The organism is Trujillonella endophytica (assembly GCF_900110555.1).
Taxonomy (GTDB): Bacteria; Actinomycetota; Actinomycetes; order Mycobacteriales; family Geodermatophilaceae; genus Trujillonella; species Trujillonella endophytica.
Genome location: NZ_FOEE01000003.1, coordinates 137,462 through 164,398, shown reverse-complemented (window position 1 = coordinate 164,398; position 26,937 = coordinate 137,462). Strand labels below are relative to the sequence as shown.

Below are 26,937 nucleotides of genomic sequence, written 5' to 3'. Positions count from 1 at the left end.
GCCCGTCTCCTGCTACTTGGAGTAGAGCTCCACGATCAGCTGCTCCTGCACCGGGGTGTCGATCACCTGGCGGGCCGGCACGCTGTGCACGAGCACGCGCAGCTGGCTGCTGATGACCTCCAGCCACGGCGGCACGGGCCGCTCGCCGGCACGGGCCTGGGCGATCTCGAACGGCAGCATCGTCCGGGACTTCTCCGAGACCTCGATGATGTCGTTCGCGCTGACGCGGTACGACGGGATGTCGACCTTGCGGCCGTTCACCCGGATGTGGCCGTGGCGCACCAGCTGGCGGGCCATGTCGCGGGACTCGGCGAAGCCGGCCCGGTAGACCACGTTGTCGAGGCGCGACTCGAGGATCTGCAGCAGGACCTCACCGGTCTTGCCCGACTTCTTGTTCGCCTCCTCGTAGTAGCCGCGGAACTGCTTCTCCAGCACGCCGTAGATGCGGCGGGCCTTCTGCTTCTCGCGCAGCTGCAGGAGGTACTCGCTGTCCTTGCTGCGACCCCGGCCGTGCTCGCCCGGCGGGTAGGGCCGGATCTCGATCGGGCACTTCGGGGACTCGCACTTGCTGCCCTTGAGGAACAGCTTCATCTTCTCGCGCCGACACAGGCGGCAGTCGGCTCCGGTGTAACGGGCCACGTCAGGTACTCCTCGTTCGTCTCGTCAGTGACCGGTCAGACCCGGCGGCGCTTCTTGGGGCGGCAGCCGTTGTGCGGCTGCGGCGTCACGTCCTGGATCTGACCCACCTCGAGACCGGTGGCCTGCAGGGAGCGGATCGCGGTCTCCCGGCCGGAGCCGGGACCCTTCACGAAAACGTCGACCTTGCGCATGCCGTGCTCCTGCGCCTTGCGGGCGGCGTTCTCCGCCGCCATCTGCGCGGCGAACGGGGTCGACTTGCGCGACCCCTTGAAGCCGACGTGGCCGGCCGAGGCCCAGCTGATCACGTTCCCGTTCGGGTCGGTGATCGACACGATCGTGTTGTTGAACGTGCTCTTGATGTGCGCGGCGCCGTGGGCGACGTTCTTCTTCTCCTTGCGGCGGACCTTCTTGGCACCAGCCGCGGCGCGAGCCCTGGGAGGCATGTCTCTCCGGTTCCTTCAGCGTTTCAGTGGCCAGATGCAGCTCGCTGCGCGCCGTCGCTCCCGCCCTCACGGGTCGCTGCGACGGCGCGCCGGCGGCTTACTTCTTGCCGGCCTTCTTCTTGCCGGCGATGGTCTTGCGCGGGCCCTTGCTCGAGCGCGCATTGGTCTTGGTGCGCTGCCCGTGGACCGGAAGCCCACGGCGGTGACGCAGCCCCTGGTAGCAGCCGATCTCCACCTTGCGGCGGATGTCGGCAGCCACCTCGCGGCGCAGGTCACCCTCGACGCGGAAGTGCTCGTCGATGTAGTCGCGCAGCTTCAGCAGGTCCTCGTCACTGAGGTCCTTGGCGCGCAGGTCCGGGCTGACGCCCGTCGCGGCCAAGGTCTCCTGTGCGTGGGCCTTGCCGATCCCGTAGATGTAGGTGAGCGCGATCTCCATCCGCTTCTCGCGGGGCAGGTCTACGCCAGCCAGTCGTGCCATGTCTCAGGTACTCCCTCAGCCCTGCCGCTGCTTGTGGCGGGCGTTGTCGCAGATGACCATGACCCGGCCGTGCCGGCGGATCACCTTGCACTTGTCGCAGATCTTCTTCACCGACGGCTGGACCTTCACCGGTGCCGCCCCTCATTCCTGTCGATCGTGCGCCGGCCGCGCTCGGCCCGGGATCGGGCGCCGCGGCACAGCGGTTACTTGTACCGGTAGACGATGCGACCGCGGGTGAGGTCGTAGGGCGAGAGCTCCACGACCACGCGGTCCTCGGGCAGGATGCGGATGTAGTGCTGCCGCATCTTGCCGCTGATGTGGGCGAGCACCCGGTGCCCGTTCTGCAGCTCGACCCGGAACATCGCGTTGGGCAGGGGCTCGACGACGCGACCCTCGACCTCGATGGCCCCGTCTTTCTTCGCCATGCCCTACACGGCCTCCCTGACTCGATTCACGCCCATGCCGGGACCCGGCGGGGCGGTGCGCTGGTTTACGGAGCAGATGGTGCACCGACGTTCTCGCGAGGGCGCCCTGCGTCTTGCGGCCACAGCACGACGACAGAGCGGCGCGAACGCCGTCGTTCACTGTACCCCGCCCCCGCCCGGCGCTCCAACCGGGTCCCCGTCACACGAAAGACCTCCCGCTCCCCACCGCTCGCACGCTCGTGGCGGGGTCCTGCGGGGGGCCGGCGGGCTCCGGTCGTCGGGGCCCGTTGCGTCACGAACGCGGCGTGATGCCGAACGGGGTGAGGCCGGCGACGCCGCCGTCCTCGGCCGTCAGGACCCACGGGCCGTCCGGCGTGACGGCCACGGTGTGCTCGAAGTGCGCGGCGCGCGACCCGTCCTTGGTGACGACGGTCCAGCCGTCGTCCAGCTCCACGGTGGCGGGATCCCCCACGGTGACCATCGGTTCGATCGCCAGGGCGAGGCCCGGGACGAGCCGCGGCCCGCGGCCGGGACGCCCGTGGTTGAGCACGTGGGGGTCCTGGTGCATCTCGGTGCCGATGCCGTGGCCGCCGTAGTGGTCGACGATGCCGTACGCGTGGGCGTCGGCGACGATCACCTGCTCCACCGCGTGGCTGATGTCGGTCAACCGGTTCCCGGCAACGGCCGCGGCCAGGCCGGCCCACATCGACCGCTCGGTCACCGCCATCAGGGCAGCGTCCTCGGCCGAGGGCTCCCCCACCGTCAGGGTCACCGCGGAGTCGCCGTGCCAGCCGGCCAGGATGGCGCCGCAGTCGATGGAAATGTTATCGCCGGCGGCGAGGGTCCGCGTCGGGCTCGGGATGCCGTGCACGATCTCGTCGTTGACCGACGCGCAGATGCTGCCCGTGAAGCCGTGGTAGCCCAGGAAGGAGGGGACGGCGCCCGCACTGCGGATGGTGTCCTCGGCGATGGCGTCCAGTTCACCGGTGGTGACGCCGGGCCGCACCGCCACCCGGACCGCCGCGATCGCGTCGGCCACCACCAGCCCCGCCGCCCGCATGAGCTCGAGCTCCTGGGGTGTCTTGATCTGGATCATCCGTCCACTCCACTTCGCCAGCAGGGGCAGGCGGCTGAGGATCCCGGCCGACACGGCGGTGTGCGCCTACTCGCCGTCCTGCGGCGCGGGCACGCTCCCGGGGGTCCGCCCCAGGGCCTCCAGCGCCCGCGCGGTGACCTCCTCGACGCTGCCGATGGCGTCGATGCGCGCCAGCAGCCCCTCGCCCTCGTAGAAGCCGGACAGCGGGGCGGTCTGCTCCCGGTAGACGTGCAGGCGGTGCCGCACCGTCTCGGGCTTGTCGTCGTCCCGCTGGACCCACTCGCCGTCGACGAGCATGCGGCGGCTCGAGAGGCGGCGCACGAGCTCGTCCTCGTCGACGACGAGCTCCAGCACGCAGTCCAGCCCGTTCCCCAGCTCGGCGAGGGAGTCCCGCAGCTGCTCGGCCTGCGCGATCGTGCGCGGGAAGCCGTCCAGCAGGAAGCCCGCCTTGGCGTCGGGCTCGGCCAGCCGGTCCTTGACCATGGCCACCGTGATCTCGTCGGGGACCAGGTCGCCGGCGTCCATGTAGGCCTTCGCCTTGGTACCGAGCTCGGTCCGGCCGCTGACGTTGGCGCGGAAGATGTCGCCCGTCGAGATGGCCGGAGCGCTCAGGTGGGAGGCGATGACCTGGGCCTGGGTCCCCTTGCCGGCACCGGGGGGACCGAGCAGCACGACGCGCACTACTTCAGGAACCCTTCGTAGTTGCGCTGGTTGAGTTGCGTCTCGATCTGCTTCACCGTCTCCAACCCCACTCCGACCATGATGAGCACCGCCGTCCCGCCGAACGGGAAGTTCTGGTTCTGTCCCTCCTGCGTGATGGAGAGGAACAGGTTGGGCAAGACTGCCACGAGCCCCAGGTAGATCGATCCGGGGAGGGTGATGCGGGACAGCACGTACTGCAGGTACTCCGCGGTCGGGCGCCCCGGCCGGATGCCCGGGATGAAGCCGCCGTAGCGCTTCATGTCGTCGGCCCGTTCTTCGGGGTTGAACGTGATCGACACGTAGAAGTACGTGAAGAAGATGATCAACCCGAAGTAGATCGCGATGTGCGCCGGGCTGCTCTGATCGATCACGTACTTCTCGACGAACCGGCGGACTCCGCCCGTCTCGTCCCCCTGCAGCTGCGTGATCAGCTGCGGCAGGTACAGCAGCGACGACGCGAAGATGACGGGGATGACGCCGGCCTGGTTCACCTTGAGCGGCAGGTACGTCGACGTCCCGCCGTACATCCGTCTGCCGACCATGCGCTTGGCGTACTGCACCGGGATCCGCCGCTGGGCCTGCTCGACGAAGACGACGGTGCCGATGATGACCACGGCGATGACGCAGACGATGGCGAAGATGAAGCCGCCGCGGGTCTGCAGGATCGAGCCGCCCTCGGCGGGGATGCGCGCGGCGATCGACGTGAAGATCAGCACGGACATGCCGTTGCCGATCCCCTTCTCGGTCAGCAGCTCGCCCAGCCACATGATCACGGCGGTGCCGGCGGTCAGGGCGATGACCAGGACGATGGTCGACCAGACGGAGTCGGACTCGATGATCTGCTCGGTGCAGTTCGGGAAGAGCTGGCCGCTACGGGCCAGCGCGATGATCCCCGTGCTCTGCAGGACGGCGAGCGCGATCGTGAGGTACCGGGTGTACTGGGTCAGCTTGGCCTGACCCGACTGCCCTTCCTTCTTGAGCTGCTCGAACCGCGGGATGACCACGACCAGCAGCTGCACGATGATGCTCGCCGTGATGTACGGCATGATCCCGAGCGCGAAGATCGACAGCCGGAGCAGCGCACCGCCGGAGAACAGGTTGACCAGCGAGTAGAGGTCCCGCTGGTCGGAGGCCTGGGCCTGCTCGAGACAGCTGTTAATCGCCTCGACCGAGACACCGGGACCCGGGATCGCGGCCCCGAGCCGGTAGATGGCGATGACGCCCAGGGAGAACAGCAACTTGCGCCGGAGGTCTGGCGTCCGGAACGCCGCGGCGAATGCCTGCAGCACGTGCCCTCCCCGAGTTCGTCGTGTGAGTGTAAGGACCAGCCTGCTCCCCGCCGCCGGCCAACTCGCGGTGGGGCCCGGCAGGGCGGCCGTCGGGTCGGGACCGCGGCGCGAGCCGGGCAGCAGATGACCCCCGGGGCGCCCGCCTCACTGAGGGAGGCGCGCCCCGGGGGTCATCGGCGGCTCAGACGAGCGTGGTGCTGCCCCCGGCTGCGGAGATCTTCTCGGCGGCCGACGACGAGAACGCCTGCGCGTGCACGTTCACCGCAACGCCGCCGAGCTCGCCGGTGCCGAGGATCTTGACCGGCTGGCCACGGCGCACGGCGCCGGCGGCCACGAGCGTGTCGTTGTCGACGGTGCCCCCCTGCGGGAACAGCGCCGCGATCCGGTCGAGGTTGACGACCTGGAAGACGACCTTGTTGGGGCTCTTGAAGCCCGACAGCTTGGGCAGCCGCATGTGCAGCGGCGTCTGCCCGCCCTCGAAGCGCGCGGACGTGGTGCCGCGCGCGCCGGTGCCCTTGGTGCCGCGACCGGCGGTCTTGCCCTTGGAGCCCTCACCACGACCCACGCGGGTCTTCTTGGTGTTGGCGCCCTTGGCCGGACGGAGGTGGTGGACCTTCAGTGTCATAGCGAGTCTTTCCTCACACCTCTTCGACGGTGACCAGGTGCGGCACCGTGGCGACCATCCCGCGGATCTCGGGACGGTCCTCCTGCACGACAGAGTCGTTGATCCGCTTGAGGCCCAGGGAACGCAGCGTCTGGCGCTGGTTGGGCTTCGTGCCGATCGCGGACTTGATCTGGGTGACCTTCAGCTGAGGCATGTCAGACCCCCTGGCCCGCACGCGCCCGCAGCATGGCGGCCGGGGCCACGTCCTCGAGGGGCAGACCGCGGCGCGCCGCGATCTCCTCGGGACGAACGAGGTCCTTCAGCGCCTGCATGGTGGCGTGCACGATGTTGATGGGGTTCGACGAGCCGAGGCTCTTCGAGAGCACGTCGTGGATGCCGGCGCACTCGAGCACGGCACGCACCGGGCCACCGGCGATGACGCCGGTACCCGGACTGGCCGGCTTGAGCAGCACGACACCGGCCGCCGCCTCACCCTGCACGGGGTGCGGGATGGTGCTGGCGATGCGCGGCACCTTGTAGAAGTGCTTCTTGGCCTCCTCGACACCCTTGGCGATCGCCGCGGGCACCTCCTTGGCCTTGCCGTAACCGACACCCACGGTGCCGTCGCCGTCGCCCACGATCACCAGGGCGGTGAAGCTGAAGCGCCGACCGCCCTTGACGACCTTGGACACGCGGTTGATGGCGACCACGCGCTCGATGTAGTTGCTCTTCTCGGCGGGAGCGCCGCCCGGCCCCCGCCCGCCGTCGCGGCGGTCGCGGCGGTCGTTACCGCCGCCGGCGCCGCCGCCGCGTCGCTGTGGTCCTGGCATCAGACGTCCCTCTCGATCTCGGTGTGCGTGCTGGTCATCAGAAGTCCAGTCCGCCCTCGCGCGCGCCGTCGGCCAGCGCGGCAATCCGGCCCTGGTAGCGGTTGCCACCACGGTCGAAGACCACCGCGGTGATCCCCGCCGCCTTGGCCCGCTCCGCGACCAGCGCGCCGACCCGACGGGCCAGGGAGGACTTGTCGCCCTCCGCCGTCCGCAGGCTGGCGTCCAGCGTGGAGGCGCTGACCAGGGTGTGGCCCGCGGTGTCGTCGACGACCTGGACGTGGATGTGGCGCGCGCTGCGCTTGACCACCAGGCGCGGACGCGCCGGCGTGCCGGCGACGCGCTTGCGCAGCCGGTTGTGCCGGCGCAGCCGGGCCACCCGTCGCGCGGTGCTGATGTCGGTGCCCACGGGTGTGTGGACCCGAGCACTCTTCTCGGTCTGTGCCATCACTTACCCGTCTTCCCGACCTTGCGCTTGACGACCTCACCCTGGTAGCGGACGCCCTTGCCCTTGTACGGGTCGGGGCGACGCAGCTTGCGGATGTTGGCCGCGACCTGGCCCACCTGCTGCTTGTCGATACCGGCCACCCGGAGGCGGGTGGGCGACTCGACGGTGAACGTGATGCCCTCCGGCGCCTTGACGGGCACCGGGTGGCTGAAGCCGAGGGCGAACTCGAGGTCCGAGCCCCGGGCCTGCACGCGGTAACCGACACCGACGATCTCGAGGGTCTTCGTGTACCCCTCGGTGACGCCGGTGATCATGTTGGCGATGAGAGTGCGCGACAGCCCGTGCAGGGCCCGGCTCTCCCGCTCGTCGTCCGGCCGGGCCACCTGCAGCGTGCCGTCCTCACCGCGGTCCACCGTGATCGGCGGCGCGACGGTGTGGGACAGGGACCCCTTGGGGCCCTTCACGTTGACGGTCTGGCCCTCGATGGCGATGTCCACGCCACCGGGCACCGGAATCGGGAGTCGTCCGATCCGTGACATCTCAGCTCGCTCCTCTTACCAGACGTAGGCGAGGACTTCCCCACCCACGCCCTTCGTGTTCGCCTGGCGGTCGGTCAGCAGGCCGGTCGAGGTGGAGATGATCGCCACCCCGAGGCCGCCGAGCACCTTGGGCAGCGCGGTCGACTTGGCGTACACCCGCAGACCGGGCTTGGACACCCGACGGACGCCGGCAATGCTGCGCTCGCGGTTCGGCCCGTACTTGAGGTCGATGACCAGCTCCTTGCGGGTGCTGCCGTCCTTCTCGACCTCGTTCACCTTCCAGCCGGCGATGTAGCCCTGCTGCTGGAGGATCTCGGCGATGTGCGTCTTGATCTTCGACGACGGCATCGTCGCGGAGTCGTGATACGCCTGGTTGGCGTTGCGGATACGCGTGAGCATGTCCGCGATCGGGTCGGTCATCGTCATGGGTGTCGTGCCTCTCTCGCCGCGGTTCCGCACCCGGACCTCGGGTGGGCCTGTCGGCGATCGGTGGTACTACGGATGGTGCGCCGGTCGACTCGGGTGAGTCTGGAACGGCCCCGGTGCCGGGACCCGCCGCGCGCGGAGCGCGCTGCGGGGGGCACCGGGGACGGTCACCAGCTGGACTTGCGCACGCCCGGGAGCTCCCCGGCGTGGGCCATCTCCCGCAGGCAGATCCGGCAGAGGCCGAACTTGCGGAACACCGCGTGCGGGCGACCGCAGCGCTGGCAGCGGGTGTAGCCGCGGACCGCGAACTTGGGCGTGCGGGCCGCCTTGTTGATCAGGGCCTTCTTGGCCATCTCGGTCTCCTGTAGCTCTCTCGAAGGCCCGGATCAGCGGGTCGTGGTGACGACGGGCTGGCCGGCGAAGGGGAAGCCGAGCAGCCGGAGCAGCTCACGACCCTCGTCGTCGTTGGTGGCGGTGGTGACCAGCGTGATGTCCATGCCGCGCGGCCGGTCGATCTTGTCGACGTCGATCTCGCGGAACATCGACTGCTCGGTCAGACCGAACGTGTAGTTGCCGTGGCCGTCGAACTGCTTGGAGTTCAGGCCACGGAAGTCACGGATGCGGGGCAGGGCCAGCGACAGCAGCCGGTCCAGGAACTCCCACATGCGGTCGCCGCGAAGGGTGACCTTCGCGCCGATCGGCATGCCCTCGCGGAGCTTGAACTGCGCGATGGACTTGCGGGCACGGACCACGGCCGGCTTCTGACCGGTGATGGCGGTGAGGTCGCGGACCGCGCCGTCCATCAGCTTCGCGTCACGGGTGGCCTCGCCGACGCCCATGTTGACGACGATCTTCGTCAGGCGCGGGATCTGCATGATGTTCTCGAAGCCGAACTCCGACTGCAGGGCCGGCACGATCTCCTCGCGGTACCGGGCCAGCATGCGGGGCAGCTCACGGGTGGGTGCGCTCATGGGGATCAGAGGTCCTTACCGGTGCGCCGCGAGACCCGGATGTTGCGGCCTTCCTCGTCCTTGCGGTAGCCGACCCGGGTCGGCTTGTCCTCGGAGTCGATCACCATCACGTTGCTCACGTGGATGGGAGCCTCCTGCGTGACGATCCCGCCCTGCTGGGCGCCGCGCTGGTTGGAGCTGATCCGGGTGTGCTTCTTGACCCGGCCGACGCCCTCGACGAGCACCTTCTGCACCTGGGGGTAGGCAGCGATGATCCGCCCCTTCGCGCCCTTGTCCTTGCCGGACAGCACGACGACGGTGTCGCCCTTCTTGACCTTCATCGACGGCGCCTTCTTGGTGCCGGGGTCGTTCTTGTGGGCAGGCATGCTCACAACACCTCCGGAGCGAGCGAGATGATCCGCATGAAGCGCTTGTCGCGCAGCTCGCGGCCCACGGGGCCGAAGATGCGCGTGCCGCGCGGGTCGCCGCTGTCGCGGATGATCACGGCGGCGTTCTCGTCGAAGCGGATGTAGGAGCCGTCGGGACGCCGACGCTCCTTCACGGTGCGGACGATGACGGCCTTGACGACGTCACCCTTCTTCACACCGGCACCCGGCAACGCGTCCTTCACGGTGGCGACGATGACGTCGCCGATGCCCGCGTAGCGTCGCCCGGACCCGCCGAGGACACGGATGCAGAGGATCTCCTTGGCACCCGTGTTGTCGGCGACCCGGAGTCGCGACTCCTGCTGGATCACGTCCTACTCCCAATCTCAGTGGTGACAGCCGGGCCGGAACGGTGAACCGGCTGTCCGATACCCACGTGCGGACGCACCGGCGGCTGGGCCGCCGGTGCGTCCGAGGCACGGGTACCGGGATGTGGCGCGCACCCGAGGGGGCGCCAGTCGTCCAGAGTACCTGCTCCGGACCCGACCCTCGCGGGCCGGTCGGCAGGGCTCCGTCTCGCGACGGGGCCGCAGCCGTCGGTGCTGCTTACTTGGCCTTCTCGAGGACCTCGACCAGCCGCCACCGCTTCGTGGCGGAGGTGGGCCGGGTCTCCATGATCTGCACGCGGTCACCGACGCCGGCGACCCCCTGCTCGTCGTGCGCCTTCAGCTTGCTCGTACGGCGGATGACCTTGCCGTACAGGCCGTGCTTCACGCGGTCCTCGACCTCGACGACGATGGTCTTCTCCATCTTGTCGCTGACCACGAGGCCCTCACGGACCTTGCGGTAGCCACGGCCGGCGAGGCCGGGACCGCTCGACGTCGCCTCGCTGGCGGTGGCCGACTGGGACTCGCTCATGCCACACCCTCGTTCGGGGCGACCGACAGGCCCAGCTCGCGCTCGCGCATGATCGTGTAGATCCGCGCGATGTCGCGGCGGACGGTCTGCAGTCGCCGGTTGTTGTCCAGCTGGCCGGTGGCCACCTGGAACCGCAGGTTGAACAGTTCTTCCTTGGACTCGCGGAGCCGCGAGGCGAGCTCGTCGACAGAGAGCTCGCGCAGCTCCGGAGCAGTCAGACCGGCGGCCATCACACCTCTCCTTCGCGCGTGATGAAGCGGCACTTCATGGGCAGCTTGTGGATCGCGCGGCGCATGGCCTCGCGGGCGACCGGCTCGGCCACACCGGAGAGCTCGAAGAGCACCCGGCCCGGCTTCACGTTGGCCACCCACCACTCGGGCGAGCCCTTGCCCGAACCCATGCGGGTCTCGGCCGGCTTCTTGGTCAGCGGGCGGTCGGGGTAGATCGAGATCCACACCTTGCCGCCACGCTTGATGTGGCGCGTCATCGCGATACGAGCCGACTCGATCTGCCGGTTCGTGACGTAGGCCGGCTCCAGTGCCTGGATGGCGAACTCACCGAAGTTGATCGCCGTGCCGCCCTTGGCCCGGCCGGAGCGGCTCGGGTGGTGCTGCTTGCGGTGCTTGACCCGCCGTGGGATGAGCATGGCTCAGCTCTCCGTGTTCTCGGTGGCCGTCGTCTCGGCGGCCGCGGTGGCCTCGGGACCGGCGAGCTCGGCGACCGTCGTCTCCGGCGTCTCGCCCGAGGTCTGGGCGACGACGGCGTCGGTGGTGTCCGCCACCGGACCGGTCGAGGACTCGACCGCCGCGCGGCCGGCCTCGGTGCCCCCGGCGGTGGTGCCGCTGGAGCCCGAGCGACGCTGCAGGCGCTGCGCGCGCTCGCGACGCTGCTGGCGGTCGGCCAGGGCCTCGAGGGCCGCGCGCTCGGCCCGCGAGCCGCTCACGTCGCCCTTGTAGATCCACACCTTGACGCCGATGCGACCGAAGGTCGTCCGGGCCTCGTAGATGCCGTAGTCGATGTTCGCGCGGAGCGTGTGCAGCGGCACCCGGCCCTCGCGGTAGAACTCCGACCGGCTCATCTCCGTGCCGCCGAGGCGACCGGAGCACTGCACCCGGATCCCCTTGACCTGCGGGCTGCGCTGGGCCGACTGCATGGCCTTGCGCATGGCGCGACGGAAGCTGACCCGGCTCGACAGCTGCTCGGCCACGCCCTGGGCGACCAGCTGCGCGTCCGACTCGGGGTTCTTGACCTCGAGGATGTTCAGCTGGACCTGCTTGCCGGTGAGCTTCTCGAGCTCGCCGCGGATGCGGTCGGCCTCGGCGCCGCGGCGGCCGATGACGATGCCGGGACGGGCGGTGTGGATGTCGACACGGACCCGGTCACGGGTGCGCTCGATCTCCACCTTCGAGATGCCGGCGCGCTCCATGCCCTTGCCCATGAGCTTCCGGATCGCCACGTCTTCCTTGACGTAGTCCTTGTACAGCTTGTCCGCGTACCACCGGGACTTGTAGTCGGTGGTGATGCCGAGCCGGAACCCGTGCGGGTTGACCTTCTGACCCACTAGCGGGTCCCTCCCCTCGTGTTGCTCTTCTGCTGGGTGGCGGGACCGGACTGGCCGGTGTCCCGACGCGCCTTGCGCGACTTCTGCGCGAGCTCGTCGCTGGAGGCGACCTCGCTCACCTCGACGGTGATGTGGCTGGTCCGCTTGTTGATGCGGAACGCCCGGCCCTGGGCCCGCGGACGGATCCGCTTGAGCGTCGGGCCCTCGTCGACGTACGCGGCGCTGATCACCAGCGCGTTGCGGTCGAGCTGCAGGTTGTGCTCGGCGTTGGCGACGGCGCTGGCCACCACCTTCGCCACCGGCTCACTGGCCGCCTGCGGCGCGAAGCGCAGCAGGGCCAGGGCCTCGTCGGTGGGCAGGTAGCGGACGAGATCCACCACCCGGCGGGCCTTCATGGGGGTGACGCGGACGAAGCGGGCCGTGGCCCGCGCGACCGGCGTCTCCTGTCCCAACTGGGAAGTCATAGGAATCTCTCTCTACCTGGTCAGCCCCGCCGCGAGCGGCGGTCGTCCTTGATGTGCCCACGGAAGGTGCGCGTGGGAGCGAACTCACCGAGCTTGTGCCCGACCATCGCCTCGGTCACGAAGACCGGGACGTGCTTGCGGCCGTCGTGCACCGCGAGGGTGTGACCCAGCATGTCCGGGATGATCGTCGAGCGGCGTGACCAGGTACGGATCACGTTCTTGGTGCCCTTCTCGTTCTGCGCGTCCACCTTCTTGAGCAGGTGGTCGTCGACGAACGGGCCCTTCTTCAGGCTGCGTGGCATGTCTGTCGGCTCCTATCCCGCTCAGCGCTTCTTGTTGGCGCGCCGGCGGCGCACGATCAGGGCGTCACTGGCCTTGCGCTTGCGCGTGCGGCCCTCCGGCTTGCCCTTCGGGTTCACCGGGTGGCGCCCACCGGAGGTCTTGCCCTCACCACCACCGTGCGGGTGGTCGACCGGGTTCATGGCGACACCGCGGACGGTCGGGCGCTTGCCCTTCCACCGCATGCGGCCGGCCTTGCCCCAGTTGATGTTCGACTGCTCGGCGTTGCCGACCTCGCCGATGGTGGCGCGGCAGCGGACGTCGACGTTGCGGATCTCGCCCGACGGCATGCGCAGCTGGGCGAACCGGCCCTCGCGGGCGACCAGCTGCACGCTGGTACCCGCCGACCGGGCGATCTTCGCGCCGCCACCGGGACGGAGCTCGATGGCGTGAACCACCGTGCCGACCGGGATGTTCCGCAGCGGCAGGTTGTTGCCGGGCTTGATGTCGGCGGCGGGGCCGCACTCCACCAAGTCACCCTGCTTCAGCTTGGCCGGCGCGATGATGTAGCGCTTCTCGCCGTCCGCGAAGTGCAGCAGCGCGATGCGCGACGTCCGGTTGGGGTCGTACTCGATGTGCGCGACCTTGGCGGGCACGCCGTCCTTGTCGGCACGGCGGAAGTCGATCACCCGGTAGGCGCGCTTGTGACCGCCGCCCTGGTGGCGAGCGGTGACCTTCCCGTGGACGTTGCGCCCGCCGCGGCCGTGCAGCGGCCGGACCAGCGACTTCTCGGGATGGTCGCGGGTGACCTCAGCAAAGTCGGCGACGCTGGAGCCACGGCGGCCCGGCGTCGTCGGCTTGTACTTGCGGATAGCCATCTGACTTGAGTCCTCTATCTCTGGTCCGGAGGGTCACCGGCGCTCAGGCGCCGGGACCACCGAAGATCTCGATGCGGTCGCCGGGCGCGAGCGAGACGATGGCGCGCTTGGTGTTCGGGCGCCTGCCCATGCGGTTGCCCTTGCTGCGCTTCTTCTTGCCCTGGCGGTTGATCGTGTTGACGTCGAGGACCTTCACATTGAAGACCTGCGCCACAGCGATCTTGATCTGCGTCTTGTTGGCGTCGGGGTGCACGAGGAACGTGTACTGGTTCTCGTCCAGCAGCCCGTAGCTCTTCTCCGAGATGACCGGCGCGAGCAGGACGTCCCGGGCGTCGTGGAAGGTCACGCCTTCTCCTCGGTGGTGTCGGTGGAGGAGCTCTCGACCTCGATGTCGGGCTTGGCCGAGCGGCGGACCGGTCCGGCGACGAACTCCGCGAGCGCCGCCTCCGTGAAGACGATCTCGTCGGAGAGCAGCACGTCGTACGTGTTCAGCTGTCCCGCCTCGAGCAGGTGCACCCGGGGCTCGTTGCGCAGGCTGATCCAGTTGAGGACGTCGTCGTGGTCGAGGACCACGAGGACGCGCTTGGCCTGGGTCACGGCGTCGAGCGCCTTGAGCGCCTCCTTCGTCTTCGGGGCGTCGCCCTCGATGAAGGTGGTGATCACGTGCACGCGGTCCTCGCGGGCCCGGTCGGAGAGGGCCCCGCGCAGGGCGGCCGCCTTCATCTTCTTGGGGGTCCGCTGGGTGTAGTCGCGCGGCTGCGGGCCGTGGACGATGCCACCGCCGGTGAACTGCGGGGCGCGGATCGAGCCCTGACGGGCGCGGCCGGTGCCCTTCTGGCGGTAGGGCTTGACGCCACCGCCGCGCACCTTGCCGCGGGTCTTCGTCGAGTGCGTGCCCTGTCGCGCGGCAGCGAGCTGCGCCACGACGACCTGGTGCATCAGCGAGACGTTCGCGTTGGCGTCGAAGAGCTCACCGGGCAGCGTCACGCTGCCGGTGGCCTCGCCCGCCGGCGTGCGGACGTCGACCTGGCGGTCGGCGCGCGTCTGGGCGGAATCGCCCTTGATCAGGCTGGTCACTTGTCACTCCCCACGGGGCCGCCCTTGACGGCCGAACGGACGAGCACGAGGCCGCCCTTCGGACCGGGGATCGCGCCCTTGATCAGCAGCAGCCCGCGCTCGGTGTCCACCTTGTGGACGGTGAGCGAGAGCGTCGTCGTCTTGACCGCACCCATGCGGCCGGCCATGCGCAGGCCCTTGAAGACCCGGCCGGGGGTCGAGGCGCCGCCGATGGAGCCGGGCGACCGGTGCTTGCGCTGGGTGCCGTGACCGGCGCCCAGGCCCTTGAACCCGTGCCTCTTCATGACACCGGCGGTGCCCTTGCCCTTGCTGGTGCCGATGACGTCGACCTTCGCGACGCCCTCGAGGACCTCGGCCGTCAGCTCCTGGCCGACGGTGTAGGTGGACGCGTCGTTGGTACGCAGCTCCACCACGTGGCGGCGCGGCGTCACGCCGGCCTTGGCGAAGTGGCCACCCTCGGGCTTGTTCACCTTGCGGGGGTCGATCTCACCGAAGCCGATCTGGACGGCGGAGTAGCCGTCCACCTCGGGGGTGCGCACCTGGGTGACCACGCACGGCCCCGCCTTGACGACGGTCACCGGCACGATGCGGTTGTTCTCGTCGAAGACCTGGGTCATGCCCAGCTTCTCGCCGAGGAGCCCGCGGAAGTTGCTCGCCATGACTCCCCCTTACTGGATGTTGACGTCGACCGAGGCCGGGAGGTCGATGCGCATGAGCGCGTCGACCGTCTTCGGCGTCGGGTCGAGGATGTCGATGAGCCGCTTGTGCGTGCGCATCTCGAAGTGCTCCCGCGAGTCCTTGTACTTGTGCGGGGAGCGGATGACGCAGTACACGTTCTTCTCCGTCGGCAGCGGCACCGGGCCGACGACGCGCGCACCGGTCTTGGTCACCGTGTCCACGATGCGCCGCGCCGAGGCATCGATGGCCTCGTGGTCGTAGGCCTTCAGCCGGATGCGGATCTTCTGTCCCGCCATCGCTGTTCTCGCTCCTGCCGATCGTGAGTCTGTCTGTGGTGGGCCCGGGTCCGGACCCAGCGGGTCCGTGTGCGGACCCGGGCGACGGGCGGCGGCCTGGAGGCCGCCGCCCGTCTGCGGGTACTACTTGTTGATCTTGACGACGCGGCCGGCGCCGACGGTCCGACCACCCTCACGGATGGCGAACTTGAGCCCCTCCTCCATGGCGATCGGCTGGATCAGCTCGACCGTCATCTCGGTGTTGTCGCCGGGCATGACCATCTCGGTGCCGGCGGGCAGCGTCACGACGCCCGTCACGTCCGTCGTCCGGAAGTAGAACTGCGGACGGTAGTTGTTGAAGAACGGCGTGTGCCGGCCACCCTCGTCCTTGGAGAGGATGAAGACCGAGGCCTCGAAGTTCGTGTGCGGGGTGATGGAACCCGGCTTCACGACGACCTGGCCGCGCTCGACGTCCTCGCGCTTGATGCCACGCAGGAGCAGACCGACGTTGTCACCGGCCTGGCCCTGGTCGAGCAGCTTGCGGAACATCTCGACACCGGTGACGGTGGTCTTGGTCGAGGTGGGCCGGATGCCGACGATCTCGACCTCCTCCGACACCTTGACGATGCCGCGCTCCACGCGACCGGTCACGACGGTGCCGCGGCCGGTGATGGTGAAGACATCCTCGACGGGCATGAGGAACGGCTTGTCCACGTCACGCTCGGGCTCGGGGATGGCCGTGTCGACGGCGTCCATGAGCTCCATGAGCTTGTCGCCCCACTCGGTGTCGCCCTCGAGGGCCTTCAGCGCCGAGACGCGGACCACGGGGACGTCGTCACCCGGGAACTCGTACTCGGACAGCAGCTCGCGGACCTCCAGCTCGACGAGCTCGAGGATCTCCTCGTCGTCGACCATGTCGGCCTTGTTGAGCGCCACCACGATGTAGGGGACGCCGACCTGGCGGGCCAGGAGCACGTGCTCCTTGGTCTGCGGCATCGGGCCGTCGGTGGCGGCGACCACGAGGATCGCGCCGTCCATCTGCGCCGCACCCGTGATCATGTTCTTGATGTAGTCGGCGTGCCCGGGGCAGTCGACGTGCGCGTAGTGACGCTTCTCGGTCTGGTACTCGACGTGCGCGATCGAGATCGTGATGCCGCGAGCCTTCTCCTCGGGCGCCTTGTCGATCTGGTCGAACGCAGACGCCTCGTTGAGGTTCGGGTACTTGTCGTGCAGGACCTTGGTGATCGCCGCGGTCAGCGTCGTCTTCCCATGGTCGATGTGCCCGATGGTGCCGATGTTGACGTGCGGCTTGGTCCGCTCGAACTTGGCCTTGGCCACTGGGTTCCTCTCCTCGTGGTGTCGCAGTCGTACGCGTGTCTGGGGTGGGGTTGCTGGGGGGTGCCGGGCGAGGGTTCCGCCCGGCGGGTCACTCGCCGGTCGCCTTGGCGATGATCTCCTTGGCGACGTTCTGCGGGACCTCCGCGTAGGTCTCGAAGACCATGCTGTAGCTCGCCCGCCCCTGGGTGCGGCTGCGCAGGTCGCCTACGTAGCCGAACATCTCCGACAGCGGAACCAGCGCCTTGACGACCCGGGCACCGGAGCGCTCGTCCATCGCCTGGATGGTGCCGCGGCGGGAGTTCAGGTCGCCGATGACGTCGCCCATGTTCTCCTCGGGCGTGACGACCTCGACGGCCATCATCGGCTCGAGCAGGGCGGGGCTCGCCTTGCGGGCGGCCTCCTTGAAGGCGATCGAGCCGGCGATCTTGAAGGCCATCTCCGAGGAGTCGACCTCGTGGTACTGGCCGTCCAGGAGCGAGGCCTTCACACCGACCATCGGGTAGCCGGCGAGCACGCCGTACTGCATGGCGTCCTGCATGCCCGCGTCGACCGAGGGGATGTACTCCTTCGGGATGCGGCCACCGGTGACCTTGTTCTCGAACACGTAGGTCGCCGAGTCACCGCTCATCTCGAGCGGCTCGAGGGCGATCTGCACCTTCGCGAACTGGCCGGAGCCACCCGTCTGCTTCTTGTGCGTGTAGTCGTAGCGCTCGACGGCCTTGCGGATCGTCTCGCGGTAGGCCACCTGCGGCTTGCCGACGTTGGCCTCGACGTTGAACTCACGCCGCATGCGGTCGACCAGGATCTCCAGGTGCAGCTCGCCCATGCCGGAGATGACGGTCTGACCCGTCTCCTCGTCGAGGCGGACCTGGAACGTCGGGTCCTCCTCGGCCAGCTTCTGGATGGCCGTGCCCAGCTTCTCCTGGTCGCTCTTCGTCTTCGGCTCGATGGCGACCGAGATGACCGGCGCGGGGAAGGTCATCGACTCCAGGATCACGGGCTTCTGCGGGTCGCAGAGGGTGTCCCCGGTCGTCGTCTGCTTCATCCCGTTGACGGCGACGATCTCGCCGGCGCCCACGCCCTGGCGCTCCTCGCGCTTGTTGGCGTGCATCTGGTAGATCTTGCCGACCCGCTCCTTGCGGTCCTTGGTGCTGTTCAGCACCGGGGAACCAGCGTCGAGCTTGCCGGAGTAGACCCGGATGTAGGTGAGCTTGCCGAGGTGCTGGTCGGTCTGGATCTTGAAGGCCAGCGCGGAGAACGGCTCGTCCTCGTCCGCGTGCCGGAGCACCTCGGTGGTGCCGTCCAGGGCGGTGCCGACGATCGCCTCGATGTCCAGCGGGCTCGGCAGGTAGTCGACGACGGCGTCGAGCATGGGCTGCACGCCCTTGTTCTTGAACGCCGAGCCGGTGACGACCGGGTTGACCTGACCCGCGATCGTCGCCTTGCGGATGGCGGCCTTGATGGTCTCCACGGAGACCTCCTCGCCGGCGAGGTAGGCCTCCATGATCGCGTCGTCGTTCTCCGCGACGCCCTCGAGCAGCTTCTCCCGGTACTCGGCGGCCTGGTCGGCCAGCTCCGCAGGGATCTCCTCGATCTCGTAGTCCTCGCCGAGCTTGGTCTCGCCGCGCCAGGTGAGGGCCTTCATCTGCACCAGGTCGACGACACCGATGAAGTCACCCTCGGCGCCAATCGGGATCTGGAGGACCAGCGGGTTGGCGTTCAGCCGCTCGACCATCATGTCGACGCAGCGGAAGAAGTTCGCGCCGGTGCGGTCGAGCTTGTTGACGAAGCACATGCGGGGGACGCCGTACTTCTCCGCCTGCCGCCAGACCTGCTCGGTCTGGGGCTCCACGCCCGCGACACCGTCGTAGACGGCGACCGCACCGTCGAGCACCCGCAGGGACCGCTCCACCTCGACGGTGAAGTCCACGTGGCCCGGGGTGTCGATGATGTTGATGTCGAAGCCGTTCCAGGAGCACTTCGTCGCGGCCGACGTGATGGTGATGCCGCGCTCCTGCTCCTGCTCCATCCAGTCCATCGTGGCCGCGCCGTCGTGGACCTCACCGATCTTGTAGTTGATACCGGTGTAGAAGAGGATGCGCTCGGTCGTCGTGGTCTTGCCGGCGTCGATGTGCGCCATGATCCCGATGTTGCGGGTCTTGGCGAGCTGGGCCGCGTTGCTGGCCATCTCTACTTCTCCTCTTCGGTTCGGTCCGTGCTCGGGTGCCGGGGATCGCCCGGCGTGTCCGCGGGCAGCGGCTGCTGGTGGAGTTCGCTCACCAGCGGTACAGCGGTGCCGGCTGGGTCACCAGCGGTAGTGCGCAAAGGCCTTGTTCGACTCGGCCATCTTGTGGGTGTCCTCGCGGCGCTTGACCGCGGCGCCCAGGCCGTTGCTGGCGTCGAGCAGCTCGTTCATGAGGCGCTCGGTCATGGTCTTCTCGCGACGGGCGCGGCTGTACTGGATCAGCCAGCGCAGGCCCAGCGTGGTGCTCCGCGAGGGGCGCACCTCGACCGGCACCTGGTAGGTCGCACCACCGACGCGGCGGCTGCGGACCTCGAGCGACGGCTTGACGTTGTCCAGCGCGCGCTTGAGCGTGACGACCGGGTCGGTGTCGCTCTTGGCGCGGGCGCCCTCGAGGGCGCCGTAGACGATCGCCTCGGCGATCGAGCGCTTGCCGTCGACCAGCACCTTGTTCACCAGCTGGGTGACCAGCTGGGACTGGTACACCGGGTCGGCGACCAGCGGACGCTTCGGCGCAGGGCCCTTGCGCGGCATTAGCTCTTCTCCTTCTTGGCGCCGTACTTGCTGCGAGCCTGCTTGCGGTTGCGGACACCCTGGGTGTCCAGCGAGCCGCGGATGATCTTGTAGCGCACGCCCGGGAGGTCCTTCACCCGGCCGCCGCGCACGAGCACCATCGAGTGCTCCTGCAGGTTGTGGCCGACACCGGGGATGTAGGCGGTCACCTCGATGCCACTGGTGAGCCGGACGCGCGCGACCTTCCGCAGCGCCGAGTTCGGCTTCTTCGGCGTCGTCGTGTAGACGCGGGTGCACACACCGCGACGCTGCGGGGAGCCCTTCAGCGCCGGCGTCGTGGTCTTGACGACCTTGTCCTCGCGGCCCTTGCGGACCAGCTGGTTGATCGTGGGCATGGGGGGCCTGGATCTCCTACCTGCGCTGGGTCGTGCTGTCGGTCGGTCTGTTGTCGTGCCGGGTGCCGTCCTGCTGGGGTCACACCCGGGCCAGGCGGCAGTCCACCTCCGGCCCCCGCGGTCGGGCGTGTCGCCCTTCCCGGGACCGGTTGTCTTCGCCAACCGGATCGGTCGCCCCCCGCGACTCGGCGCCACCAACCTGCCGGCGAGCGCACCGCGAACGGGAGCAGGCCCAGGGCACCCTGGGCACGGCTGACCACGATACTCGTGCCGAAGAGGCCGGTGCAAACCGGGTCCCCATGTCGACGGAGCGGCACCGCTCACAGTGGCGCCTCTGTGCCGTCAACGCCCCGCTCGCCGGTTCATTCCCGGCCTACGGGACCGGCCGGTCCACGGTGGTCGGAGCGACCATACCGGCCGCGCGCGGGCCGCGTCGCCTTCCGTCCTGTCCTACCTCCGCCCTACCGTCGGTGCCAGGACGACCACCCACGGCAACGTGCCGGGGACGAAGGGGGAACGGTGCAGATCGACTCGGCGCGGGAGCTCAAGGCGAGGCTGGGCGCCCGGCTGGCGGGCTGGCCGGCTCCGGTCAGCGCGAGCGGCCTGGCGCCGGGGCGTGTGTGGTTCCCCCCTGCACTGGGCCTGAGCCCGCTGGCCGGCGGGCGGGCGCGGCTGGCGATCCGCGTGGCCACCCCGGCCGACGCGGCCACCCTGCTCGAGGGTGTGGCCGACGCCGTGCGGGCCGAGGTCGACGTCCGGGTCATCGGGCCCGTGCGCGCCCAGACCTCGTCGCCCTCCGCGCCGGCGGTGCCCCCGGCCGACCTGCAGCGCAGGGTCCGGCCGCTGCGGCCGGGGCTGTCCGTCGCGCATCCGGCGGTGACGGCGGGGACGCTGGGCGGCGTCGTGCGCATGGGCGGGCGGCCGGCGATCCTCTCGAACAACCACGTGCTGGCCGCCAGCGACGCCGCGTCCGTGGGAGACCCTGTCCTGCAGCCCGGTCCGGCGGACGGCGGCACCGGCGCCGACCGGGTCGCCACGCTCAGCGCGTTCGTGCGGTTCACCGCGGGGCGCAACCTGGTGGACGCCGCGGTCGCGGTGCTGGACCCCGGCGTCGAGGCCGATCCGGCCGGCTATCCGGGCGGGCCCCTGGCGGCGGTCGTGGCCGACGGGGACGAGGTGGACCCCGACGAGGCCGTGGAGAAGGTCGGCCGCACGACGGGGCACACCCGCGGCCGGATCACGGCGGTCGAGGTCGACGGCGTCGCCGTCCAGTACGACGACGTGGTGCACACCTTCGACGGGCAGATCGAGATCGAGGGGGTCGGCGGCGCGTTCAGCGCCGGCGGCGACAGCGGGTCGGTCATCTGGCGCAGCGGCGACCGCGCTCCCCTGGCGCTGCTGTTCGCCGGCAGCGACGTCGGCGGGGCACAGGGCGGCGGCGTGACCTTCGCCAGCCCGCTGGCCACCGTGCTCGCCGCCCTCGGCGCGGAGTGGTGACGGGCCCTCGCGCCCCCCTCCACGCGCACGCTCGCGGCGGGCCGGCGCGCGAGGGACGGAGGAGCGTGCGGAAGGCGGGGCCTCCTACTGTTCCTGGGGCCGCGAGTGGCGCACCATGGGGGGCGTGTCCGACCGTGCCGCCGCCCGCGCCGCCAAGAGCGCCCTGAGCCAGCAGCTCGCCGCTGTTCCCGAGGTCGTGGGCATCGGGCTGGCCCGGCGCGGCACCGGGTACGTGGTGAAGGTCGATCTCGCCGACCCGCTCGCTGCCCGGCGCGTGCCCCGGGACGTCGACGGCGTCCGGGTCGTGACCTCGGTGGTCGGGGTGGTCCGCCCGCTCTGAGCCCGCGCCGATACGGTCGTCCCGGCGCCGACGACGGCGTCGACGACCCCGGGAGGGCACGTGCGCATCGGCATCCAGGCCAGCTACAGCGGGGGCTTTCGCGAGACCGCGGACGAGATCCGCGATCTCGAGGCCGCCGGGCTCGACGTCGCCACCGTGGCGGAGGTGTACACGTTCGACTCGGTCAGCCAGCTGGGCTACCTCGCGGCGGTGACCGAGCGGGTCGAGCTGCTGGCGGGCATCCTGCCGATCTACAGCCGCACCCCCGCGCTGCTGGCCATGACCGCGGCCGGATTGGACTTCGTGTCCGACGGCCGGTTCACCCTCGGACTGGGGGCCTCCGGACCGCAGGTCGTCGAGGGGTGGCACGGGGTGCCCTACGACGCGCCGCTGCAGCGGACCCGGGAGATCGTCGAGATCTGCCGCCAGGTGTGGCGGCGGGAGCGGCTGGAGCATGCGGGCCCGAAGTACACGGTCCCCCTGCCGCCCGAGCAGGGCACCGGGCTGGGCAAGCCGCTCAAGCTGATCAACACGCCGGTGCGCCAGCGGGTGCCGATCATGCTCGCCGCACTGGGTCCGAAGAACGTCGAGCTCGCCGCCGAGATCGCCGAGGCGTGGGAGCCGATCTGGTTCATGCCCGAGCGGGCCGCCGACGTCTGGGGCGAGGCCCTCTCGGCCGGCAAGGCCAAGCGCGACCCCTCCCTGGGCGAGCTCCAGGTGGTCGTAGGAGTCCCGGTGGCCATCGGCGAGGACGTCGACGCGCTGCACGACCTCGTCCGGCCCCACCTGGCCCTGTACGTCGGCGGGATGGGCGCCAAGGGCAAGAACTTCTACAACGACCTCGCGCGCCGCTACGGGTTCGCTGACGCCGCGGAGACGGTGCAGGAGCTCTACCTGTCGGGCCGCAAGGACGAGGCGGCCGCCGCCCTCCCCGACGAGCTGGTGCGGGCGGTCTCGCTGATCGGCCCCGAGGGGTACGTCGCCGAGCGCATCGCCGCGTTCGCCGAGGCCGGCGTGACCACGCTGGCTCTGCAGCCGCTGGACGACAGCCGCGAGAACCGGCTGCGGACCGTGGAGACGATGCGCCGCCTCTGCGGGTAGCGCGGCCGCGTTCCGTCACGGACGCGAACTCCCCCCGGACGCGAGAGGGCCCCGCAGGCTGATGCCTGCGGGGCCCTCGTCGTGCGGTGCTGGAGCGGCCTCCCTCAGGGTCCCGCCACGCGCGTGCGAGCGGTGGGGTGAGGGAGGCCTGTCATCAGCCGCGCCAGTCGTACTCCTCCAGGCGCACGGCCTCGCCGGAGCCCGAGCCGAAGACGTCGGGGCTGTAGTACTGCCCGTCGTCGTACCCGGCCATCGTGTAGACGGCGGCGCGGGCCTCCTCGGTCGGCTCGACCGTGATGTTGCGGTAGCGGCTGATGCCGGTACCGGCCGGGATGAGCTTCCCGATGATCACGTTCTCCTTGAGGCCGAGCAGGCTGTCGCTCTTGCCCTGGATCGCCGCGTCGGTGAGCACCTTGGTCGTCTCCTGGAAGGAGGCGGCCGACAGCCACGACTCGGTGGCGAGCGAGGCCTTCGTGATGCCCATCAGCACCGGACGGGCCGAGGCCGGCTCGGCGCCCTCGGCGACGACGCGGCGGTTCTCGGTCTCGAACAGCGTCCGCTCGACCAGCGCCCCGGGCAGGAACTCCGTCGCGCCCGAGTCGATGATGGTCACCCGCTTCAGCATCTGGCGGATGATCACCTCGATGTGCTTGTCGTGGATCGACACGCCCTGGCTGCGGTAGACCTCCTGGACCTCCCGGACCAGGTGCAACTGCACCTCGCGGGGCCCCATGATCCGCAGCACCTCGTGCGGGTCGACCGCACCCTCGGTGAGCTGCTCGCCCACCTCGACGTGCTGGCCGTCCTCGACACGCAGCCGCGACCGGCGCGACAGCTTGTCGATGACGACCTCGTCGGAGCCGTCGTCCGGAGTGATGGTGAGCTTGCGGAACTGCTCGCCGTCCTCGATGCGGACGCTGCCGGCGAGCTCCGCGATCGGCGCCTTGCCCTTGGGGACGCGGGCCTCGAAGAGCTCCACCACACGCGGCAGACCGTGGGTGATGTCGGCACCGGCCACACCGCCGGTGTGGAAGGTGCGCATCGTCAGCTGCGTGCCGGGCTCGCCGATCGACTGGGCGGCGATGATGCCGACCGCCTCGCCGACGTCCACGAGCTTGCCGGACGCGAGCGACCGGCCGTAGCAGGTGGCGCAGGTGCCCAGCAGCGACTCGCAGGTCAGGACGCAGCGGACCTTGACCTCCGCCACGCCGGCCTCGATGAGCTCCGCGAGGAGCACGTCACCCAGGTCCGAACCGGCCTGCGCGATGACGGTCCCGTCCTCGGCCACCGCGTCGGCGGCCAGGGCACGGGCGTACACGCTGGTCTCGACGTGGGCGTCGCGGGTCAGGCGACCGTCGATGACCGTGCCGATCGGCATGAGGACGCCGCGGTCGGTGCCGCAGTCCTCCTCACGGATGATGACGTCCTGCGAGACGTCGACCAGCCGGCGGGTGAGGTACCCGGAGTCGGCGGTCCGCAGCGCGGTGTCGGCCAGGCCCTTGCGGGCGCCGTGCGTGGAGATGAAGTACTCCAGCACCGACAGACCCTCCCGGAAGTTGGCCTTGATCGGCCGCGGGATGATCTCGCCCTTCGGGTTGGCCACCAGGCCACGCATGCCGGCGATCTGGCTGATCTGCATCATGTTGCCTCGGGCGCCCGAGTTGACCATGACCCAGACCGGGTTCGTGGTGGGGAAGTTGTCCACCATCGCCTGGCTGACCTCGGCCCGCGCGCGGGTCCAGATCTCGATGAGCTCGCTGCGCCGCTCGGAGTCGGTGATGACGCCGCGCTCGTACTGCTTCTCGATCGCGCGCGCCTCGGCCTCGTGGCGGCCCAGGATCTCCTGCTTCGACGGCGGCGTGACGACGTCGTCGATGGCGATCGTGATGCCGGCCCGGGTGGCCCAGTGGAAACCGGCCGACTTGAGGGCGTCCAGCGTCGCCGCGACCTGCACCTTGGGGTAGCGCTCGGCGAGGTCGTTGACGATCGCCCCGAGCTCCTTCTTCGGCACCTGGTAGTTGACGAACCGGTAGTCCTCGGGCAGCGCCTCGTTGAACAGCACCCGGCCCAGGCTGGTGAGCACGCGGGCGGGAGCCCCCGGCGTCCAGTCCTCCGGCTGCTCCCACGCCTCGTTCACGCCGTTGTCGACGCCGAAGACCTCGTCCAGGCGGATCCAGGCCCGCTCCTGCAGACCGAGGGCGCCCTTGTCGTAGGCCATGACGGCCTCGGCGGTCGAGGAGAACGACCACGGCTGGCCACCGTCGGCCTCCAGCGGCGAGGCCACCAGGGTCGTCAGGTGGTACAGGCCGAGCACCATGTCCTGGGTCGGCGCGGTGATCGGGCGACCGTCGGCCGGGCTGAGGATGTTGTTGCTCGACAGCATCAGGATCCGGGCCTCGGCCTGCGCCTCGGCCGACAGCGGCAGGTGCACCGCCATCTGGTCACCGTCGAAGTCCGCGTTGAACGCGGTGCAGACGAGCGGGTGGATCTGGATGGCCTTGCCCTCGACCAGCTGAGGCTCGAAGGCCTGGATGCCCAGGCGGTGCAGGGTCGGCGCGCGGTTCAGCAGCACCGGGTGCTCGGTGATGACCTCCTCGAGCACGTCCCACACGACCGGCCGCGCGCGCTCCACCATCCGCTTGGCGGACTTGATGTTCTGCGCGTGGTTGAGGTCGACGAGCCGCTTCATGACGAACGGCTTGAACAGCTCGAGCGCCATCTGCTTGGGCAGACCGCACTGGTGCAGCTTGAGCTGCGGGCCGACGACGATGACCGAGCGGCCGGAGTAGTCGACGCGCTTGCCGAGCAGGTTCTGCCGGAACCGGCCCTGCTTGCCCTTGAGCAGGTCGCTCAGCGACTTGAGCGGGCGGTTGCCCGGGCCGGTGACCGGCCGGCCGCGGCGGCCGTTGTCGAACAGCGCGTCCACGGACTCCTGGAGCATCCGCTTCTCGTTGTTGACGATGATCTCGGGCGCGCCGAGGTCCAGCAGTCGCTTCAGCCGGTTGTTCCGGTTGATGACGCGGCGGTACAGGTCGTTCATGTCGCTGGTCGCGAAGCGGCCACCGTCGAGCTGCACCATCGGGCGCAGGTCCGGCGGGATGACCGGGACGCAGTCCAGCACCATGCCCATGGGCGAGTTGCGGGTCTGCTGGAACGCGGCGACGACCTTGAGCCGCTTCAGCGCGCGCAGCTTGCGCTGCCCCTTGCCGTTGCGGATGGTGTCGCGCAGCGAGATGGCCTCGGCGTCGAGGTCGAAGCCGGCGAGCAGCTTCTGCAGCGCCGCGGCGCCCATGCCGCCCTCGAAGTACTCACCGAAGCGGTCCCGCAGCTCGCGGTAGAGGCCCTCGTCGGAGATGAGCTGCTTGACCTCGAGCTTGCGGAAGGTGTCGAGCACCTCCTCGAGGCGGTCGATCTCGCGCTGGGCGCGGTCGCGCATCTGGCGCATCTCGCGCTCGCCGCCCTCGCGGACCTTGCGGCGCACGTCGGACTTGGCACCCTCGGCCTCGAGCTCGGCGAGGTCGGCCTCCAGCTTCTGCTGGCGACCCTCCACGTCGGCGTCGCGCCGGGTCTCGAGGTTGTGCTTCTCGGCACTGATCTCCGCCTCGATCGTCGGCAGGTCGCGGTGGCGCGACTCGTCGTCGACCGTCGTGATCAGGTAGGCCGCGAAGTAGATGATCTTCTCGAGGTCCTTGGGCGCCAGGTCGAGCAGGTAGCCCAGGCGCGAGGGCACGCCCTTGAAGAACCAGATGTGGGTGACCGGTGCGGCGAGCTCGATGTGGCCCATGCGCTCGCGGCGGACCTTGGCCCGGGTCACCTCGACGCCGCAGCGCTCGCAGATGATGCCCTTGAACCGGACACGCTTGTACTTGCCGCAGTAGCACTCCCAGTCCCGGGTGGGACCGAAGATCTTCTCGCAGAAGAGACCGTCCTTCTCCGGACGGAGGGTGCGGTAGTTGATGGTCTCGGGCTTCTTCACCTCGCCGTGGGACCACTGACGGATGTCGTCACCACTGGCCAGGCCGATACGCAGTTCGTCGAAGAAGTTGACGTCGAGCAACTGATTACCCCTTTCAGGGGTTCGTAGCTAGATGCTGTGTGGAGGTGTCGGGGAGGGCGGCCCCGCCCCCCT

The 26,937-nt window shown here is 69.8% G+C and carries 37 protein-coding genes; 3 read left to right on the top strand and 34 right to left on the bottom strand.

The window, feature by feature from the left end; translation table 11 throughout:
- Nucleotides 1-12: 12 nt before the first annotated feature.
- The 33 genes from rpsD to rpsL all read right to left on the bottom strand — a co-directional run bounded on the left by rpsD (nucleotide 13) and on the right by rpsL (nucleotide 19,870).
- Complete coding sequence (rpsD, locus tag BMY88_RS06050) at nucleotides 13-639, bottom strand: 30S ribosomal protein S4 (RefSeq protein WP_091941194.1); 627 nt, start codon at nucleotides 637-639, stop codon at nucleotides 13-15.
- A 35-nt stretch (nucleotides 640-674) separates the two neighbouring features.
- Nucleotides 675-1,082: a 30S ribosomal protein S11 gene (gene rpsK, locus BMY88_RS06045; RefSeq protein WP_014377968.1), complete on the bottom strand. Its 408-nt coding sequence runs from the start codon at nucleotides 1,080-1,082 to the stop codon at nucleotides 675-677.
- Between the two features lie 97 nt (nucleotides 1,083-1,179).
- Entirely contained in the window at nucleotides 1,180-1,560 is a 381-nt protein-coding gene (gene rpsM, locus BMY88_RS06040; RefSeq protein ID WP_091941192.1) for a 30S ribosomal protein S13, read from the bottom strand.
- Between the two features lie 15 nt (nucleotides 1,561-1,575).
- The gene (rpmJ, locus tag BMY88_RS06035; RefSeq protein WP_012950458.1) at nucleotides 1,576-1,689 is read right to left on the bottom strand and encodes a 50S ribosomal protein L36; all 114 of its coding nucleotides are present in this window, start codon (nucleotides 1,687-1,689) and stop codon (nucleotides 1,576-1,578) included.
- 74 nt (nucleotides 1,690-1,763) lie between these two features.
- Nucleotides 1,764-1,985: a translation initiation factor IF-1 gene (gene infA / locus BMY88_RS06030; RefSeq protein WP_012950459.1), complete on the bottom strand. Its 222-nt coding sequence runs from the start codon at nucleotides 1,983-1,985 to the stop codon at nucleotides 1,764-1,766.
- Nucleotides 1,986-2,277: 292 nt separating this feature from the next.
- Complete coding sequence (gene map, locus BMY88_RS06025) at nucleotides 2,278-3,081, bottom strand: type I methionyl aminopeptidase (RefSeq protein WP_091941667.1); 804 nt, start codon at nucleotides 3,079-3,081, stop codon at nucleotides 2,278-2,280.
- Between the two features lie 66 nt (nucleotides 3,082-3,147).
- The gene (locus BMY88_RS06020) at nucleotides 3,148-3,753 is read right to left on the bottom strand and encodes an adenylate kinase (RefSeq protein ID WP_342008080.1); all 606 of its coding nucleotides are present in this window, start codon (nucleotides 3,751-3,753) and stop codon (nucleotides 3,148-3,150) included.
- Between the two features lie 8 nt (nucleotides 3,754-3,761).
- Nucleotides 3,762-5,072 carry a preprotein translocase subunit SecY gene (gene secY, locus BMY88_RS06015; RefSeq protein WP_091941188.1) on the bottom strand — a complete coding sequence of 437 codons (1,311 nt, stop codon included), beginning with the start codon at nucleotides 5,070-5,072 and terminating at the stop codon, nucleotides 3,762-3,764.
- Nucleotides 5,073-5,253: 181 nt separating this feature from the next.
- Entirely contained in the window at nucleotides 5,254-5,697 is a 444-nt protein-coding gene (gene rplO, locus BMY88_RS06010) for a 50S ribosomal protein L15 (protein ID WP_091941186.1), read from the bottom strand.
- 13 nt (nucleotides 5,698-5,710) lie between these two features.
- A complete protein-coding gene (gene rpmD / locus BMY88_RS06005; protein ID WP_091941665.1) occupies nucleotides 5,711-5,890 on the bottom strand; it encodes a 50S ribosomal protein L30 in 180 nt (59 codons plus the stop codon).
- A gap of 1 nt (nucleotide 5,891) precedes the next feature.
- Nucleotides 5,892-6,506: a 30S ribosomal protein S5 gene (rpsE, locus tag BMY88_RS06000; RefSeq protein ID WP_026857030.1), complete on the bottom strand. Its 615-nt coding sequence runs from the start codon at nucleotides 6,504-6,506 to the stop codon at nucleotides 5,892-5,894.
- A gap of 37 nt (nucleotides 6,507-6,543) precedes the next feature.
- Nucleotides 6,544-6,912, bottom strand: coding sequence for a 50S ribosomal protein L18 (rplR, locus tag BMY88_RS05995; protein ID WP_211435515.1), 369 nt, complete (start codon nucleotides 6,910-6,912; stop codon nucleotides 6,544-6,546).
- Nucleotides 6,913-6,950: 38 nt separating this feature from the next.
- On the bottom strand, nucleotides 6,951-7,490 hold the full coding sequence (rplF, locus tag BMY88_RS05990; RefSeq protein WP_091941184.1) for a 50S ribosomal protein L6: 540 nt from the start codon (nucleotides 7,488-7,490) through the stop codon (nucleotides 6,951-6,953).
- A gap of 15 nt (nucleotides 7,491-7,505) precedes the next feature.
- Complete coding sequence (rpsH, locus tag BMY88_RS05985) at nucleotides 7,506-7,910, bottom strand: 30S ribosomal protein S8 (protein WP_428978308.1); 405 nt, start codon at nucleotides 7,908-7,910, stop codon at nucleotides 7,506-7,508.
- A gap of 173 nt (nucleotides 7,911-8,083) precedes the next feature.
- Nucleotides 8,084-8,269 (bottom strand): type Z 30S ribosomal protein S14, encoded by a 186-nt coding sequence (locus BMY88_RS05980; RefSeq protein ID WP_091941180.1) that lies wholly within the window; start codon nucleotides 8,267-8,269, stop codon nucleotides 8,084-8,086.
- A 33-nt stretch (nucleotides 8,270-8,302) separates the two neighbouring features.
- Nucleotides 8,303-8,887 carry a 50S ribosomal protein L5 gene (gene rplE, locus BMY88_RS05975; RefSeq protein ID WP_091941178.1) on the bottom strand — a complete coding sequence of 195 codons (585 nt, stop codon included), beginning with the start codon at nucleotides 8,885-8,887 and terminating at the stop codon, nucleotides 8,303-8,305.
- 5 nt (nucleotides 8,888-8,892) lie between these two features.
- A complete protein-coding gene (gene rplX, locus BMY88_RS05970; protein ID WP_428978307.1) occupies nucleotides 8,893-9,252 on the bottom strand; it encodes a 50S ribosomal protein L24 in 360 nt (119 codons plus the stop codon).
- A gap of 2 nt (nucleotides 9,253-9,254) precedes the next feature.
- Nucleotides 9,255-9,623, bottom strand: coding sequence for a 50S ribosomal protein L14 (gene rplN / locus BMY88_RS05965; RefSeq protein WP_026844850.1), 369 nt, complete (start codon nucleotides 9,621-9,623; stop codon nucleotides 9,255-9,257).
- A gap of 235 nt (nucleotides 9,624-9,858) precedes the next feature.
- Nucleotides 9,859-10,170: a 30S ribosomal protein S17 gene (gene rpsQ / locus BMY88_RS05960; protein WP_091941176.1), complete on the bottom strand. Its 312-nt coding sequence runs from the start codon at nucleotides 10,168-10,170 to the stop codon at nucleotides 9,859-9,861.
- The gene (gene rpmC / locus BMY88_RS05955) at nucleotides 10,167-10,400 is read right to left on the bottom strand and encodes a 50S ribosomal protein L29 (RefSeq protein WP_091929105.1); all 234 of its coding nucleotides are present in this window, start codon (nucleotides 10,398-10,400) and stop codon (nucleotides 10,167-10,169) included. The genes rpsQ and rpmC overlap by 4 nt, the downstream gene beginning before the upstream one ends.
- The gene (gene rplP / locus BMY88_RS05950; RefSeq protein ID WP_029433459.1) at nucleotides 10,400-10,816 is read right to left on the bottom strand and encodes a 50S ribosomal protein L16; all 417 of its coding nucleotides are present in this window, start codon (nucleotides 10,814-10,816) and stop codon (nucleotides 10,400-10,402) included. Before rplP ends, rpmC begins: the two co-directional genes overlap by 1 nt.
- 3 nt (nucleotides 10,817-10,819) lie before the next feature.
- Nucleotides 10,820-11,731 (bottom strand): 30S ribosomal protein S3, encoded by a 912-nt coding sequence (gene rpsC, locus BMY88_RS05945; RefSeq protein WP_091941174.1) that lies wholly within the window; start codon nucleotides 11,729-11,731, stop codon nucleotides 10,820-10,822.
- Nucleotides 11,731-12,183, bottom strand: a complete 453-nt coding sequence (gene rplV, locus BMY88_RS05940) for a 50S ribosomal protein L22 (protein ID WP_428978306.1) — start codon at nucleotides 12,181-12,183, stop codon at nucleotides 11,731-11,733. The genes rpsC and rplV overlap by 1 nt, the downstream gene beginning before the upstream one ends.
- A gap of 32 nt (nucleotides 12,184-12,215) precedes the next feature.
- Nucleotides 12,216-12,497: a 30S ribosomal protein S19 gene (gene rpsS, locus BMY88_RS05935; protein WP_029340037.1), complete on the bottom strand. Its 282-nt coding sequence runs from the start codon at nucleotides 12,495-12,497 to the stop codon at nucleotides 12,216-12,218.
- Between the two features lie 21 nt (nucleotides 12,498-12,518).
- A complete protein-coding gene (rplB, locus tag BMY88_RS05930) occupies nucleotides 12,519-13,352 on the bottom strand; it encodes a 50S ribosomal protein L2 (RefSeq protein ID WP_091941170.1) in 834 nt (277 codons plus the stop codon).
- 43 nt (nucleotides 13,353-13,395) lie between these two features.
- On the bottom strand, nucleotides 13,396-13,698 hold the full coding sequence (gene rplW / locus BMY88_RS05925) for a 50S ribosomal protein L23 (RefSeq protein WP_091941168.1): 303 nt from the start codon (nucleotides 13,696-13,698) through the stop codon (nucleotides 13,396-13,398).
- Nucleotides 13,695-14,429: a 50S ribosomal protein L4 gene (gene rplD / locus BMY88_RS05920; RefSeq protein WP_244524474.1), complete on the bottom strand. Its 735-nt coding sequence runs from the start codon at nucleotides 14,427-14,429 to the stop codon at nucleotides 13,695-13,697. Before rplD ends, rplW begins: the two co-directional genes overlap by 4 nt.
- Complete coding sequence (gene rplC / locus BMY88_RS05915; protein WP_091941166.1) at nucleotides 14,426-15,088, bottom strand: 50S ribosomal protein L3; 663 nt, start codon at nucleotides 15,086-15,088, stop codon at nucleotides 14,426-14,428. Before rplC ends, rplD begins: the two co-directional genes overlap by 4 nt.
- A gap of 9 nt (nucleotides 15,089-15,097) precedes the next feature.
- A complete protein-coding gene (gene rpsJ / locus BMY88_RS05910) occupies nucleotides 15,098-15,403 on the bottom strand; it encodes a 30S ribosomal protein S10 (protein ID WP_014742859.1) in 306 nt (101 codons plus the stop codon).
- Between the two features lie 123 nt (nucleotides 15,404-15,526).
- A complete protein-coding gene (gene tuf, locus BMY88_RS05905; RefSeq protein WP_091941164.1) occupies nucleotides 15,527-16,720 on the bottom strand; it encodes an elongation factor Tu in 1,194 nt (397 codons plus the stop codon).
- 88 nt (nucleotides 16,721-16,808) lie between these two features.
- On the bottom strand, nucleotides 16,809-18,908 hold the full coding sequence (fusA, locus tag BMY88_RS05900; protein WP_091941162.1) for an elongation factor G: 2,100 nt from the start codon (nucleotides 18,906-18,908) through the stop codon (nucleotides 16,809-16,811).
- A gap of 117 nt (nucleotides 18,909-19,025) precedes the next feature.
- Nucleotides 19,026-19,496 carry a 30S ribosomal protein S7 gene (rpsG, locus tag BMY88_RS05895; RefSeq protein WP_091941160.1) on the bottom strand — a complete coding sequence of 157 codons (471 nt, stop codon included), beginning with the start codon at nucleotides 19,494-19,496 and terminating at the stop codon, nucleotides 19,026-19,028.
- Complete coding sequence (gene rpsL / locus BMY88_RS05890) at nucleotides 19,496-19,870, bottom strand: 30S ribosomal protein S12 (RefSeq protein ID WP_014377998.1); 375 nt, start codon at nucleotides 19,868-19,870, stop codon at nucleotides 19,496-19,498. The genes rpsG and rpsL overlap by 1 nt, the downstream gene beginning before the upstream one ends.
- 519 nt (nucleotides 19,871-20,389) lie before the next feature.
- Here rpsL and BMY88_RS05885 point away from each other — a divergent pair.
- From BMY88_RS05885 to BMY88_RS05875, 3 genes are all read left to right on the top strand, one after another.
- Entirely contained in the window at nucleotides 20,390-21,367 is a 978-nt protein-coding gene (locus BMY88_RS05885) for a chymotrypsin family serine protease (RefSeq protein ID WP_091941159.1), read from the top strand.
- A 124-nt stretch (nucleotides 21,368-21,491) separates the two neighbouring features.
- On the top strand, nucleotides 21,492-21,707 hold the full coding sequence (locus BMY88_RS05880) for a hypothetical protein (protein WP_091941658.1): 216 nt from the start codon (nucleotides 21,492-21,494) through the stop codon (nucleotides 21,705-21,707).
- 60 nt (nucleotides 21,708-21,767) lie between these two features.
- Nucleotides 21,768-22,808, top strand: a complete 1,041-nt coding sequence (locus BMY88_RS05875) for an LLM class F420-dependent oxidoreductase (protein ID WP_091941157.1) — start codon at nucleotides 21,768-21,770, stop codon at nucleotides 22,806-22,808.
- Between the two features lie 154 nt (nucleotides 22,809-22,962).
- Here the strand turns inward: BMY88_RS05875 and BMY88_RS05870 are convergent, their stop codons facing one another.
- Nucleotides 22,963-26,865, bottom strand: a complete 3,903-nt coding sequence (locus BMY88_RS05870; protein ID WP_091941154.1) for a DNA-directed RNA polymerase subunit beta' — start codon at nucleotides 26,863-26,865, stop codon at nucleotides 22,963-22,965.
- Nucleotides 26,866-26,937 lie beyond the last annotated feature (72 nt).